Source organism: Endozoicomonas sp. PH6C (genome assembly GCF_059322965.1).
The window spans coordinates 215,918-229,797 of the sequence record NZ_CP185342.1; the positions used below are offsets into that span (position 1 = coordinate 215,918).

Consider the following 13,880-nt stretch of genomic DNA (forward strand, 5'->3'; position numbering starts at 1 on the left):
CTGGTTGTTTTTTGATCAGTTCTTCAATGAAGCCAGATTCAGAGGCAGTTTCTCACTTATCCACAGTTCATTCAGGGGTTTGATCAGGGTTTTTGTGGAAAAGTGGATAACTTTTTTGAAGCAGTGGTTTTTCCGGTCATCTGTGCCTTCTGTTCAGATGCTGGAAAACGGGTCGATTTTCTCTATGGGCATTTATGATGTCCATGTTACAGTGATTTTACGGATCACTTTCTGAACGCTGTCGAAGTGATCTTCATCCGCAGTATTGCTCAAGCCTGAAGACAGCCGTAAGTCTTCTGATAACGAGTTCCGGGTGTTCTATATGGACTGAGGAGACACTCCATGACTGATCAGGAAGAAGCTTATCTATCCCTTTTGTGTCTGCGCAACAGCACTTTTCGGATTGCTCAGTTGTATTGGACCTATATCAAGCTTCGTTCCCTGACGGGGCAGGCTCCTCCCATTCTTATCATTATGCTGAGTGTCCTCTGGGAAAAGCAGCAGGGACTCCATAACAGACTGCTGGCGGCTTACCCGGAAGATATGGCCGTTGAAAAATGGCATGGACAGGATGAAATGAATGATCGATTGGGTGATATGAGCCGGGAGACCCAGGAAGATCTTCAGAGAATTTGCCAGACAGAAATGCAGATGCTGCAACTGGTCGGCATGATGATGAAGCAATAGCGATCCAGTGGAATTGATATTTTTCCCACCTTTAAGAGCGTTTCGCAAAGCTCCTGCAACTCGTTCCCGCCAGGCGTGGGAACGCATCCCCCCGAAAACCGGCCTCTAGAGTTTGAGATAGCGGATGGGTACCAGAGTTTTACCTGCAACCTGTGGATAACTTGTTGGATAACTGTGTCTTTGTTGTGGTTTTTTATGGTAGTTTTCCCCAATTGACTGTCCCATGGGCTTTGTCTGATCTGAGAGCTAGCTATACTCCGCTCTTCTGAACGGATAGGGAATTTTATGAACCGGTTTACTTTTTCTTCCGGCAGTCTTTTTTTGATACTTCTCTTTTTGGCAACCTGGGTCAATGCTTCCTATTGGGTCGGGGTCAGTAAAGCAGACATCACAGGCTCGGCAGTAGGCAGTGGCATGATGGGATATGCCGACAGCAGCCAGATAAGTGCTGGAATCAATGATCGGCAGTGGGCCAGAGCCTTTATAGTGAGTCAGGGAAGAGAGAGCCATCGTCTTGCTATTGTGGTCATTGATGCGGGAGCGGTTTTTGCCAGTGTTTATCAGGCGGTTCTAACTCGGTTGGAACAAGAGTTTGGTTCTCTTTATAACCGCCACAACGTCATCCTGTCAGCGACTCATACCCACAGTGCCGCAGCCGGTCAGTCTCACCATTTTCTATACAATATGCCCTATGGCGTATTCGATGACCGGGCTTTTGAAAAGATGGTGTCGGGCATTATCCAGGCCATCAGGATGGCCCATGAAGACCTTGCTCCTTCTGAGATCCGGATGAAAACGGGGTTATTGGACAATGCCAGCCGCAATCGGTCCCTGTCTGCCTATGAAAACAATGTAGATGCCAGCCGGCGAGGTTCTATTGACCGGTTTGTTCAGCAACTCAGGTTTGCCCGGGGCGGTAGGCCATTAGGTGCTATCACCTGGTTTGCAACCCATGCAGTCTCCTATCCCCGCAGTAATCTCCTGTTGAGCAGTGACAACAAAGGCTATGCCAGCTGGGCTTTTGAACGCTATGCAAAGTACAACTGGGGAGTGGATTCTTTCATTGCAGCCTTTCCACAAACCAATGCCGGGGACATGACACCTAACCTGAATCTTGATGGCACCGGGCCCGGCAAAACGCCCGAAGAAAATGTCAGGGAGATTGGTCAAAGACAGTTTAAAAAAGCCCTGGAACTTTTTAATGCCAGAGGCAACAGAGTTTATGGACCCATTGAGTCGGTGCATAACTGGGTGGACTTTTCCAACTACGAAGTCTGGCAAGAATATTCAGGGCAGCAGAAGCAAGTAACAACCTGCAATCCAGCTATGGGATACAGTTTTGCCGCAGGCACGGAAGATGGTCGGCCGCCCTATTTTGTGAGGTTGTTACTTGGGGCCTATGAAGGCCGCAAGAATGAGCAATGGTGGATCAGAATGGTGACCGATTTTCTGACCTCGCCGTCCGAACAAGAACTGATATGTCAGAAGCCCAAGCCGGTCATGCTGTCATTGGGAAGTCGGAAAAACTTTCACTATTTCAATGATGTGTTTCCCTCAGGCAATATGCACCGGGAAGTCATTAACCAGCCCTGGGTCCCCGAAGTCCTGCCCTTGATGCTGGCTCGGCTGGGCAATTTTCAGATTGCTGCCTTGCCTGTTGAGCCGACAGTTATGGCTGGAAGACGGCTTCGAAAAAGATTGTCAAAACTTTCAGGGATTCCTGACAGGCATATTGTCATCGCCGGGTATTCCAACGATTATGCCAGCTATCTGACCACAGCAGAGGAGTTCTACAAACAGCACTATGAGGGAGCATCCACCTTATACGGTCCATGGGAGCTCAGTGCCATGATTCAGGCTTTTTCAAGTCTTTCCAGGCAATTGAGTAAAGAGGAGCAGCCTCCTTCGGATGAACCTATGCCGTTGGATTTGAGTTATCTGTACGACGATGTTCGTATGGATAACATCCCGGAAAAAGAACATAGCCAATATGGAAGTATAATAACTGACAGTCAGGATAATATTCACTCAGGCCAGTCAGTGAAGCTTCAATATATTGCATCACACCCAAGATCAGGCATGGATCTCGATAGTTTTTTTTATGTGCAGAGGAAGAATGACTGTACAGGATCATGGGATACGGTTGCCACAGATGATGACTGGACTACCCGGTTCCAATGGCAGGCGGGGGTGGCTACCGTCGAGTGGACACCCGATATGTACGACAAAGAAGGTTTATATCGCATTGTCATTCGCGGTGAATATTACACGGTCATTCCCAGAGGGCGTTTACTGAAAAAACACTATGAGTCGATATCAGGGGAATTCTATTATTCTGCTCATGATCCTGACGCCCACTCGAGATCTTTACTCAATACTTTTTCAGGATTGGAAAGAGGTCGTTCCTGTGAAAGATAAAATGAGCAGGAAAAAGGTAGCGGCTTACTTTGAGTTTCCACCTTTTAGCAGGTTTTTGAACTGAACGGCAAAATCCTGCTGGTTTTGCCTGTTATCAGGCGGCAGGGGGGATTCATCAAACCTGTGAATCAAATTGACTTGCTGGTTGGTGACTCCCAGCAATATATCTTTTTCGCCTATACGAATCAGACAGACCCTGGCCTGGCTGGAAACCGGAACGCTTGAGACTACTTTTATTCCCTGGCCAACGGCGGGTGTGCCTATGTTCAATTTCTTTACGATCCAGGCCAGGGCAAATATCAGCACAATGACAAAAAACAGAGGCGCAATAACCTGAGTGAGACTCAGGTCGGCTGGCTTGTCTGTTGTTACTTCTGCAAAAGCAATCGCTGAAAAACCGGACAGTAAAAGCAGATTGAGCCCATAAGGATATTTTTTAAATCCTGAGAGCAAAGAAAGACTTTTCAGATAAAAAAACAGTTTTTTCACGCAGCCTCCTGCTCGCGCTTGAATGGTCCACGCACCTTCATTCCATTCTTATCATATTCACGGGAAAGCATGAAGCGAAAATTCCAGGAGAGAGCCTGCTTAATCCAAAGCAGTACAGCTTTGTGTTCAGGCACATCATTGAAGGGTAATGCTGTCATGTCTACTGTATTAAGTCTTGTTGACCAATAATCTGCCGAAGATAAACAATAGTAATAACTCAACGATATAAATGGGAGTGATCATCGTTCTGGATAATCCACATGACAGATGGCGTTAGCATGACTGTCTACACTCAAGTTCAGGCTGGCATCGCTGATGGTAAAGAGGTTACCGATGAAAAAACCTGACATTATCAAAGGGAAACTCCGGGAGTCCATTTTTAATCTCGGGGAGGCTATCCGTAACCGGGACTGGACAACGCTGGAAGCTCTGGATACTGAAGCCCGTCAGGTAATTGAAGAAGCTCTGGAAAGTGGCTCAGCCCCCTCCGAAGAGGTGAAGGCGCTTCTCAAAGAGCTCCAAGCGCTCTACCGGGAAATGATATTGGCCTGCCAGCTGGAACGAGATCGTGTACAGGAACAGCTGGCGGTCAGCAAACGTCGTCAGGAAGCCATTGAGGGCTATCAGAAAAGTAACAAGAGATGAAGTTGATCGGTTCTGAATCCTTCAAACATTCATTTGAAAAACTAGCCATGGCTCAATTAAAATGCGCCCTTGATCTCAGAGCAGTGGGCTGGTTAGTCTATAAATTCAACGGACTCCAGGTTTTTTACAGGCAAATTAATGGTTCTAAGTTTCACTTCACATCCCAGCCCTAACTTTGATGACCGGGAAATTCCAGTAGAGTTTCTGGTCTTGCATTATACGGCTGTGGATCTCCAGGGTACGCTGGACATCGTCTCGAGTAAGGGGTGTGAGGTTTCAGCTCACCTGGTAATTGATCTGGACGGTACCGTCTACGAGCTGGTCAGTTGCCTGAATGGTACGGCTCACAGAGCCTGGCATGCAGGCGTCAGCCGCTGGCAGGAAAAAGAAACATTCAACGATTTTGCCATTGGAATAGAGTTGGTTAACTTCAATGGGAATGTTTTCCCTTTCACCGATGCACAATATTCTGCTCTGAAAGATGTGATTCAACACTTGCAGAAGCACTACCCGAGTTTGAATGATCCACAACGGATTCTTGGCCATGAACAGATAGCCGGTTTCAGGGGAAAGGCTGATCCGGGTTGTTACTTTGATTGGGATCGTTTTTTTAGCGATAGCTATCCTGACCAACCCCGACCCGTTCGCGAATCAGTTTGCCCGAAGGAGCTTCAGGCTTCGCTTAAAAAACTTCAGCCACTGGAACCTGACGATAGAGAGCAGCGAGTGCTCTTCTGGCAAAGTATTAACGAGTTAACAGAAACGTCGGTCAGACTGATTCAGAAGGAGACCGGGTCTCGTTCACAATCGCAATAGAAGCTCATCGGGAGTGAATACGGGTATATCAGAATGAGTAAAGTCTCTGGCATTACGAGTGATAATAGCTTCTGCGCCAGCCTGAATTGCAGAAGCATGAAGCACACTGTCTTCGTAATCTCTAAAAGAGCTGGCTAAAGCAAACATAAGTATCTTTTGATTGACAGGAGCGATCTGGTATATCTGCAATAATTTGTTGATAGCTTCGTGGCCCCGTTTTTTGCCGATCGACTTGCAGGCCAGGTAATGAATAGTCGTAACAGTTGTTGCACACAGCAAACCGCTGACAGTCCCGCTTTCCACCCTACCCATAATTTCTGAAGAGCTGGCTACAAAGGGAGAGCGTTCAAGAAGTACGTCCAGGATAACATTGGTGTCGACAAGAATGTTCACAGATACTTATCCTCAAGGTATTTTTTGTAATCCTCCACGTTCGATACTTCAGAATCCGCCATGACACCCCTGAGACTTTGTGTCAGGGGGGGCAGTTTTTTGGTGGCATCAGATTCTGCGAGTAGTGCATTAAAATAATCAGCTACCAGTTGAGACAAAGACTTGCCATGCTTGGCAGCATATTCTTTAGCCTGCTCAACAAGCTCGGCTTCCATTCGTAAGGTAAGTTTATGCATAATGATTGTTTGACGTACTGTTTCAAAAAAGTATACGTCATTTTGAGAGGCTGACAAACTCTGTCAAAATACTCCATGCTCTACACACGCAGTTTTTTGAATTGCGCTATAACCCTCCTTCAACAAGCCCGGGAGAGGACTTGGCGACTGTCCGGCAGACTCCTGATTCAAAGAAGAAACGACCTTCTAAGTTGGCCAGTCCATCACAGGCCCAGGCAGAGGAGTTAATGGCCGTTCAGGTGTTCAGAATCTGACTGATGGAATAGGGAACGGGTGTTGGCATGAAAACGGGTGAGATTGCCGATCAAAACTAGCCTTTGGCAAATTTTTCTATTGCTGTCTCATTGCTGGCATCAGCAATATCACCAAAATCTTTTAACCTGTTTTGAACCATTGTCCAGGCTTATTGAACATCGCCTTTATGCACGGGCTTTTCTACAGGAAGCCTTTATGCACGGGCTTTTCTACAGGAATCAGAATATCTTCCGGCAGCTCATTAAGCTCTTGTAAAGTGCTCAGTTTGCCAATCCAGAGGTTTCCGTGCTCAATAATTTTTTCTGGCTCAGTACGGTCAAAATGCAGAGGCTGAATCGCTCTTAAACGATTCTCTTCCATATTACAAACGCATTGGGGTTATCCCAACCTTCCCGCAGGGCAGAGTGGGAGAAGATAAAACGGGTAGGTTCCTCAAAGGAGAGCATCTTCTCCTTAAGTACCTGGCCAGTTGGTTTCGCATATTCTGGCGAGTGGATTTTTTCATCCTTCAAGGCGCAACGACGGGCGCGTAGCCATAGCTACGCAACCAGAGTTGGAACGCAGAAGGATGGAAAAAGCCGCCGTCCAGAATATGCGAAACCAACTGGTTAGGTACTTATAGCCTTCATCCAGCAGCGTATCGCTGAGGTATTCTTTTTTAAGGTGCTGGTTGACTCCGATAGCTGCATTAGCATCCTCGGTTTCCATTTCCCCATAGTTTCTTAAGACAGGGGAAATGTTGGAGGTGTTTGCGAAACAACGGATTGAACCCGTTTCATTTTTTGGTTGATATGAGCTAACAGCAGTGCTGTAAGAATTGTTGCTTCCTTTTCGCCATATTCAGTATCACTGTCCACCAGATCCACTATGGCTTTATAAGTACGCAGATCGACTGGCTCGTCACTCTGACTGAACATGGCGGCGTAAGTGGCGTGCATAACCGCTTTATCAAACTCTACGCCCAGAATTCTGGTGTAGTTTCTGGCGTGCTTCTCGCACTCTTTGCCTTTCATGGTGTTGATGGCCTGAGCCAGTTTGAGGTCTGGGAGTTTGAGCAGGTCGCGGGTTTTCATGGTTGGTAAAGTACTTTTTATACAGTAATTTAAGGCCGATGCGGGAGTTTATTCGATGGTTGAGGGAAAACCAAGGTGTACCAAAGAGATACTTGCTAAAAAGCATACGTCATTTCGAGATGCTGAAGAATTCTATGGAAATACTCCCTGTCCTACGCACGCAGTTTTTTTAAGTGCGCTGTCACCTTGCCTTTAAAAGCTTGGGACGAGCCAAGTTTGTTTTATATCAGAGCCTCATCCAATTATAGAGCCAGCAATATGGCCAGAATGGTTATAAAACCTAAACCCCAAGTCATTCTTTTTGAATCCGCTGATGAAGTGGTGGCCAAGCTGCCAGATGAAGTGGAGGTCAAGCTGTTATTAGATATCGTGTTGCTTCTAAAAGCCCTATCGGTAATAAAAGCAGAGGTCGTAGCGACTGTCGGGCAGACTGCTGATTCAAAGAAGAAACGACCTTCGAAGTTGGTCAGTCCGTCACAGGCCGTGGCAGACGAGTTAATGGCCGTCCAGGTATTTAGAATCTGGCTGATGGTATAGGGAATGGTTGTTGGCACGGAAACGCTTGAGCCAGCCGATGGCATGGCAACCGTTGAACCTGGCGTTGGCATGTTAATGGATGGAGTTGCTGGTTTTTTGCACTTACTTCCCAGTCGTCGTGGATCATCAGCTTTCAGGCTGAAGTGTTGCTGCAGTTGTTGCCATGGACTGGTGGCTTGCAGTTGGTTACAGGCCAGGGCCAGCTTAAGAGGGGGGCTGACGTTTATAGCGGGCGCAGTTACCCGGATGTGATTGCCTGCCAGGCTAAAGAGAGGAGGCTCTGCACTGGCATCGGTATGACCTATAAGAGTAAAGCCTCCCACCCGGGGTGATCGTTGGGCTCGAGCGTCGCGAAGTGTATTAGTAAAGCCATCATTGGTAATGTCTACGGTATTTCTGAAGATATCCAGATGGGTTCCGGACCCGAGAGTAAATTCACCCGCCTCTGCCATTCTGCTCAGGAATGTATTATCAGTAACAGTGATTCTCTGTGACTGGTTCCTGATAGCAGGAAGATTTATAAATACCCCATCTTCGGGCATATAGTTCAGGTACCAGGTCTTGATGATGCGACCCCTGACCGTGTTATTGGCAAACTGCAGGCCCGGGCCAGGGCGACTACTATCGGCCGTTGCATCCAGCGATTCTTTGCACTCAAGATTAATTGCGGACCGGTTGGGAAGATGGAATATGTTGTCTTTTACAATCAGTCTACGGTTATAACATGCTGCGTGAATAATATCGTTAATTGGGTGGTAGTTAATGTCTTTAATTGGTCGGCCAGTGTTTAGAATTGGCTGGAAAGTAAGGTGACTTATATGACTGTCTTCTATTTCTCTAAACCGAAAGTTCTTAGTGGTTCCTACCTCGACCATATACTCGCGGCTACTGCGATACTCTGAGTCGGCTATGATCATGATTTCAAAACCTTCGTCAGCGGCTCCAATAATGCTCTGACCATTCTTCAAAACTATTCCGCTTTTTATCTTGTAGTGAACTGTCGCATGAACAAAGTCGGAAGAGAGCAGTATCACCGTATTTTCAGGAACCTGAGGGATCAATTCATCTAAATATTCTTTCGGGTTGGCATTGAGAACAAGACACTGTCGTCCGCGAACAAGCTCTCTATATTGTTTTAGCCGCCGCTGAACCCCAAGCGTTTGTCCTTTGAGGGAGTCGCACGATACCGGGGCAGGTTGAGCCGCCGACTGAGCCTGTAAACACAGAGCGTGCAACAAGAATAGCGGGGCGACAAACAGGGTCAGATAAAGCTGCAGGCTACTCACATTCTGGATTCCATAGAAAAGTGAATAAGAAGCCTAGCAGCCTGTCGGACTTAAGCGTCCGTAGCGAGGATTGCAAGAAATTGAGGATAAAAATCTCTGTTTCTGAGGAGAATAGCGAGCTATTTGACGAAGAAACAGGGATTTTTAGACCAATTTATTGCAACCGCAGTAGGACAGTCTTAAGTCCGACAGGCTGCTAGACCTTGCGTTTATGCTTAGCCACCTGAAAGCCGGGTCGTTCAGAGGGTGTCAGTTATATTCCTCCAGCCCCAACAGTTTTTTACCCAGCTCAGTGAGCCGGGCGGGCTCTCCCGGTTCCGGATCTTGTTGATAGTTTAGGCCCCGCCACTTTTCTGGTGCTCTTTTTTCCTGCCAGAGTTGTATGCGCTCTTCAGCCGTTTCTTCCAGGCCTGCCGGAAACATAGAGATGTAGACGGCCAGTCTGGGTCTGTCCGAAACATTCAGCATGCCAGAATGGGGGAGTCCTGAGTCCCAGATAATCAGTGAACCGGCCTCGCCTTCTATAGGTTCTATCGGATATTGACTCAGTTCCTCTTCAGAGAACCAGAGACTTTCACGGTGCTTAAGAACCTCATCTTTTTTGAAAAGGCTGGGCACACAGCAGAATGCCCCCTGGTCTTTTTTGGTGTCGGTCAGATAGAGAATGCCCTGCAAGCGCAACGATGTCAGTTTTTCAGCCGGAAAGTCGAGATGGATGTGACGTTTTAGCTGATCTGCTTCGGGCTCAAGAGAGGGGGGCTTGAAAGACAGTCTATCCATTCGAACCCAGAGTTTTTCAGTGCCGAGGAACTGCGAGAAGAGTGTGTGAATATTGGGATGTTGTCTTATATTCCAGAGGCTCTGGTGCTGATGAACGGGAACAAGTCCGTTGTAACCCAGGTCTTTTTTGTACCAGCTTTCCGGTTCGCCTAGGTCAATATCAAGAAATTGTGTGATCAAATCAATTGCGTCATCACACAGGGCCAGGGGGATGGCATCAGGAATGACTGTATAACCGTTCTCGCTGAGTTGCCGCCTGTTTTCCTTTGACAGAGTCAACATGCTTATGCCTCACTGATTCAGTTCAGGTATTCTTTTCTTTCAGAATAAACAGTCCTGAACTGAATAAACAGCCCTGAGCCAGATAAACAGCCCTGAGCTGAATAAGCAGCCCTGAGCTGAATAAGCAGCCTTTGAGACTCTTTTCAGTGGATTGTTTCGTCGGCTTCTCTTTCTTCCAAACCTTCCAGCAGGGATTCTAGAACGATCTTGAGGGTATCGGTTTCTTTGTTGAGTTCATAATGGCGAACCATGGCCACCATGGCCTGCGCCATCGGATAGAGACGAAGGAAGTTTTTCAAATCGTGTGGTTGAATAGCCTGGCCGGCATTCTCGACAAAGTGATTGGCACCGGAGGCTGACCCTTTATTGGCAGATTCTACCAGAGACATAATCTGCTCAAGATCTTCCAGGTCATTAAATCCCAGAAGCATTTCAGCCAGACTCTCTTGAAGACGCGCTCTCATAGTCATTACTCCTAAAGGAGTCCGCCGGACTTATGACCCGTCAGGCTCCAGGCAAGTTAATAACTTGCAGAGTAAAGACGGATTATCTTGTAACCAATTCGTATGTCTGTCGATTTTTTGCGACTTACCAGAATGTTGGTTAGCTTTTTAGTGTTTTTTCAGGGAAAAACACTTAACGAGAGCCTCTTTTTTTCAGGTGTCGAAAAGCACTGGTAGGTCAATCACTGATAAGGGTCAGCACAGAGTGATAAACATCCCGGCATGACCGAAGCGCCCTGAACCCTTATAATGGCTCTTTTCCTGTTTCCTCCTTGCCGCTCTGGTAGTAACTCCATGACGTTAAAAACTCTCCGCCTGAAGAATCGAGCTGATCGTCGATTGAAAGCTGGCCACCTCTGGATCTACAGCAACGAAGTCGATACCCGGACTTCTCCCCTGAGAGATTTCAAAACAGGGGAATTGATCAATATCGAAAGTGCTGAAGGTAAACCTCTGGGGACAGGTTATATCAACCCGAATAGTCTGATCTGTGCCCGGCTGGTCAGTCGAGACAGCAAATATGTCCTGGATCGTTCACTGCTGGTGCATCGTATTCAGGTAGCCTTGAGTCTCAGGGAGAGAGTATTCGACAAACCTTTCTACCGTCTGGTCTTTGGCGACAGCGATGGTTTGCCGGGACTGGTGGTTGATCGTTTTGGCGATATTGTTGTTGCTCAGATGTCCACTGCCGGTATGGAAGCGGTCAAGGATGACATTGTTGATGCTCTGGTCAAGGTGATCAGGCCTTCAGGCATTCTTTTGAAAAATGATGGAACTGGCCGCCAGCTGGAAAAGCTGCCTGAGTATGTAGAAGTCGCTTATGGCGAAGTGCCGGAAAAAGTGGAGCTGGAAGAGAACGGTGTAACCTTCAGGGCGCCGGTCATTAAAGGCCAGAAAACAGGCTGGTTCTACGATCATCGCCTGAACCGCGAGCGTCTGCGTCACTACGTCAGCGGTAAGAAAGTACTGGATGTTTTCAGTTATGTCGGTGGCTGGGGCGTTCAATGCGCGGCCTTTGGTGCGAGTCAGGTGACTTGTGTTGATGCTTCTGAGCAGGCGGTGGAGCTGGTCCATGAAAATGCCGGGCTTAACGGCCTTGGGGATCGTGTTGAGTCTATCCGGGGGGATGCTTTCACAGTCCTGAAAGCTCTCAGGAATGAAGGTGAAAAGTTCGATGTTGTGATTGTTGATCCACCGGCCTTTATCAAGAAACGCAAGGACACCAAAGCGGGTGAACAGGCCTATCGCCGGATTAATGAGCTGGCCATGAGGTTGCTGGAAAAGGATGGCATTCTGGTGTCCTGTTCCTGCTCCATGCATCTTCAGAAAGATTCACTGTTCGATGCCCTGAGAGCGGGCAGCCGCCATATTGACCGTAATTTGCAAATTATCGAGCAGGGTCATCAGGGCCCCGATCATCCCGTTCTGCCTGCCATACCGGAGACAGAATACATCAAGGCCATTATTGTCCGAGTGACCCGGGCCTGATCAGAGCCGGTTAATGACCTGAACCAGTTGGTCTGCGTCTTCTTCCGTATTATAAATATGAGGTGAAAAACGCAGACCTTCGGATCTTTGATCGCAGAATATGCCAGCATGATCCATGGCTTGCATCGCTTTCTGGTTATCCTTGAATGAGATGGCCAGAGTGCCTCCTCGACAGTTTTCCTGTATTGGTGAACGAATCTCTCCCTGATTAATCTGAGCAATAATATGATTAATCAACTTCTGGTTATGCTGAAAAATATTCTCCGTACCGATACGATCCAGAGTCCGGATACTCTCTGCGGAGACAGTAAAAGGCATAATGGAAGGGGTTCCTCCCATAAAACGCCCTGCGTCAGCCGCATAGTCAAAGTGATGAATATCAAACGCCATGGGGTTCTGATGAGAGAACCAGCCGACATCCATGGGCTGACAGTATTCGATGATGTCATCACTGGCCCAGAGATAGCCGCTGCCAGGACCGCCACACAACCATTTAACACTGGAACCGATGACGAAATCGGCTTGCCAGGTATTAAGGTCAATGGGGACAACTCCGGCTGACTGGGCGATATCCACGACAGAAATAATCGACTTCTTTTTGCTCAGTTCTGTGATCTCGGTTACAGGCAAGCGCAGACTGTCATTGGACTGAACGTGAGTGATAAAAGCCAGCCAGACATCGTCGGACAGCATGCCATCCCAGCGGTTCAGGTCTGTAAGGTCGGTTTCATGGGGTATGAAACGGGGCTTCAGTCCAAAACGTTTACACAGGGTCTGGATCACAAACCCCATGGAAGGAAAGTCTCGTTCTGACATCAGAATATGCTGGCCAGCAGGAGCCGGTGGCAGCGAACCCACTATTTTGGTCAGTGCACTGGACAGGTTGGTCTGCGGGCAGAACTGTTGGGTTTTACCGTTCAGCAGACTGCCCAGCGCAGCATTGAACCGGGTCAGGTTTTCGAGCCATTGTCTCCATGCGTGGCTGCCCTGCTGCTTCCAGGGTTCCAGGAAATGACTCTGAAAGGCATCGCTGGCGGAACCGGGCAGGCAGCCAACCGAGTGATTCAGAAGATAGACACCTTGTTCGGGCCGATGGAAAAGCGCTTGAATATCAGTTGTCATTTGCGGCATTTTTCTTGTTGCCCAGGGCGTCTCTTTTTACGCCGTATTCTCCGCCCCAGGCATCGGTCATTGCGCCACGGATATCCCAGAGCTCGGGGAAAAAACGCTGTTGAATGCCTTTTTGCAGAAGTTCGACAGAGCGGCCTTTTAAAGATTTCGCACCTATGCCTATGGTTCTGTAAATCAGCTTAAGATGATGAATACGGAAAGCCTGAAACTGTTCATCAAATTCGGTGAGGGCTTCTGCCACAACATAGGATTCGCAGTGACTGTATTGTGAGTTATAGATTTTTTCTACCGTCAGCCCTTTCTGTTCGAGGTAATGTTTTTGATAACTCGCCCAGAGGAAGGGGGGCATTTTCAGCAAGGTTCTGAATCCGGGGGATTCCTGCCCGCTGCCATTACCCAGTTGCAACCGGATTTCCTGATATTCTTTTGGCGACATGCTTTCCAGCAGACGCAGCTGGCTGGTCATCAGGGTAAGTGTTTGCTGTACTCTCTGGAACAGGCTGATGATTCGGTGAGTATTGGTTTCTTGAATGTAATCATCGATGTCCAGAAGTGAGTAACCGATCAGTTTCATCCAGAGTTCTTCGATCTGGTGAACGACCTGAAACATCAGTTCATCTTTATTACAAAGATCAGCCATGGGCTTCTGGGCTTTCAGAATCTGTGAGGTATTGAGATAGACCTCGTAGTCCAGCTTACCTTCACCTTCCATTAATGCGTAGAAGTGGGATCTGTCCATTGTTTCTCCGCTTTTTTGATGATTGTGAGCAGAGGTCCGGGTAAGGCCAATCTGCTGCAATGGAGGTGCCAGCAATGAATAGAGAATTCGCTGGTACCTCATAAATAAAGCACAGAAACGGA

Annotated in this window: 17 protein-coding genes; 5 read left to right on the top strand and 12 right to left on the bottom strand. The window is 47.7% G+C overall.

The annotated features are described in order from the left end of the window. Positions 1–342: 342 nt before the first annotated feature. Both ACOMG9_RS00840 and ACOMG9_RS00845 read left to right on the top strand, forming a co-directional pair. Complete coding sequence (locus tag ACOMG9_RS00840) at positions 343–687, top strand: hypothetical protein (RefSeq protein ID WP_422136458.1); 345 nt, start codon at positions 343–345, stop codon at positions 685–687. Between the two features lie 321 nt (positions 688–1,008). Continuing rightward, positions 1,009–3,105, top strand: coding sequence for a neutral/alkaline non-lysosomal ceramidase N-terminal domain-containing protein (locus tag ACOMG9_RS00845; protein ID WP_448215397.1), 2,097 nt, complete (start codon positions 1,009–1,011; stop codon positions 3,103–3,105). A 24-nt stretch (positions 3,106–3,129) separates the two neighbouring features. On the opposite strand, the gene fliO is transcribed toward ACOMG9_RS00845, so the two are convergent. Continuing rightward, a complete protein-coding gene (gene fliO, locus ACOMG9_RS00850) occupies positions 3,130–3,594 on the bottom strand; it encodes a flagellar biosynthetic protein FliO (RefSeq protein ID WP_422136460.1) in 465 nt (154 codons plus the stop codon). After that, the gene (locus ACOMG9_RS00855; RefSeq protein WP_448215398.1) at positions 3,591–3,752 is read right to left on the bottom strand and encodes a hypothetical protein; all 162 of its coding nucleotides are present in this window, start codon (positions 3,750–3,752) and stop codon (positions 3,591–3,593) included. Before ACOMG9_RS00855 ends, fliO begins: the two co-directional genes overlap by 4 nt. A 175-nt stretch (positions 3,753–3,927) precedes the next feature. Between ACOMG9_RS00855 and fliT the strand changes: the two genes are divergently transcribed. Then, complete coding sequence (fliT, locus tag ACOMG9_RS00860; protein ID WP_448215399.1) at positions 3,928–4,239, top strand: flagellar protein FliT; 312 nt, start codon at positions 3,928–3,930, stop codon at positions 4,237–4,239. 138 nt (positions 4,240–4,377) lie between these two features. Next, positions 4,378–5,055, top strand: coding sequence for an N-acetylmuramoyl-L-alanine amidase (locus tag ACOMG9_RS00865; protein ID WP_448215400.1), 678 nt, complete (start codon positions 4,378–4,380; stop codon positions 5,053–5,055). Here the strand turns inward: ACOMG9_RS00865 and ACOMG9_RS00870 are convergent. The 8 genes from ACOMG9_RS00870 to ACOMG9_RS00905 all read right to left on the bottom strand — a co-directional run bounded on the left by ACOMG9_RS00870 (position 5,041) and on the right by ACOMG9_RS00905 (position 10,361). Beyond that, the gene (locus tag ACOMG9_RS00870) at positions 5,041–5,448 is read right to left on the bottom strand and encodes a PIN domain-containing protein (RefSeq protein ID WP_448215401.1); all 408 of its coding nucleotides are present in this window, start codon (positions 5,446–5,448) and stop codon (positions 5,041–5,043) included. The genes ACOMG9_RS00865 and ACOMG9_RS00870 overlap by 15 nt on opposite strands. After that, positions 5,445–5,684 carry a DUF6364 family protein gene (locus ACOMG9_RS00875; RefSeq protein ID WP_448215402.1) on the bottom strand — a complete coding sequence of 80 codons (240 nt, stop codon included), beginning with the start codon at positions 5,682–5,684 and terminating at the stop codon, positions 5,445–5,447. The genes ACOMG9_RS00870 and ACOMG9_RS00875 overlap by 4 nt, the downstream gene beginning before the upstream one ends. A gap of 435 nt (positions 5,685–6,119) precedes the next feature. Beyond that, positions 6,120–6,299 carry a hypothetical protein gene (locus ACOMG9_RS00880; protein WP_494529651.1) on the bottom strand — a complete coding sequence of 60 codons (180 nt, stop codon included), beginning with the start codon at positions 6,297–6,299 and terminating at the stop codon, positions 6,120–6,122. A gap of 141 nt (positions 6,300–6,440) precedes the next feature. Then, positions 6,441–6,647 carry a hypothetical protein gene (locus tag ACOMG9_RS00885; protein WP_448215404.1) on the bottom strand — a complete coding sequence of 69 codons (207 nt, stop codon included), beginning with the start codon at positions 6,645–6,647 and terminating at the stop codon, positions 6,441–6,443. Positions 6,648–6,661: 14 nt separating this feature from the next. Then, on the bottom strand, positions 6,662–7,012 hold the full coding sequence (locus tag ACOMG9_RS00890) for a hypothetical protein (RefSeq protein ID WP_448215405.1): 351 nt from the start codon (positions 7,010–7,012) through the stop codon (positions 6,662–6,664). Between the two features lie 242 nt (positions 7,013–7,254). Further along, on the bottom strand, positions 7,255–8,835 hold the full coding sequence (locus ACOMG9_RS00895) for a hypothetical protein (protein ID WP_448215406.1): 1,581 nt from the start codon (positions 8,833–8,835) through the stop codon (positions 7,255–7,257). A gap of 249 nt (positions 8,836–9,084) precedes the next feature. Next, on the bottom strand, positions 9,085–9,897 hold the full coding sequence (locus tag ACOMG9_RS00900; RefSeq protein ID WP_448215407.1) for a phytanoyl-CoA dioxygenase family protein: 813 nt from the start codon (positions 9,895–9,897) through the stop codon (positions 9,085–9,087). A gap of 143 nt (positions 9,898–10,040) precedes the next feature. Beyond that, entirely contained in the window at positions 10,041–10,361 is a 321-nt protein-coding gene (locus ACOMG9_RS00905; protein ID WP_422136470.1) for a hypothetical protein, read from the bottom strand. 333 nt (positions 10,362–10,694) lie between these two features. Here ACOMG9_RS00905 and ACOMG9_RS00910 point away from each other — a divergent pair, with 333 nt between their 5' ends. Next, complete coding sequence (locus ACOMG9_RS00910) at positions 10,695–11,888, top strand: class I SAM-dependent rRNA methyltransferase (protein ID WP_448215408.1); 1,194 nt, start codon at positions 10,695–10,697, stop codon at positions 11,886–11,888. Here ACOMG9_RS00910 and ACOMG9_RS00915 read toward each other — a convergent pair whose 3' ends face one another. Both ACOMG9_RS00915 and ACOMG9_RS00920 read right to left on the bottom strand, forming a co-directional pair. After that, entirely contained in the window at positions 11,889–13,010 is a 1,122-nt protein-coding gene (locus tag ACOMG9_RS00915; RefSeq protein WP_448215409.1) for an aminotransferase class V-fold PLP-dependent enzyme, read from the bottom strand. Continuing rightward, positions 13,000–13,758 carry a tryptophan 2,3-dioxygenase family protein gene (locus ACOMG9_RS00920; RefSeq protein ID WP_448215410.1) on the bottom strand — a complete coding sequence of 253 codons (759 nt, stop codon included), beginning with the start codon at positions 13,756–13,758 and terminating at the stop codon, positions 13,000–13,002. The genes ACOMG9_RS00915 and ACOMG9_RS00920 overlap by 11 nt, the downstream gene beginning before the upstream one ends. Positions 13,759–13,880 lie beyond the last annotated feature (122 nt).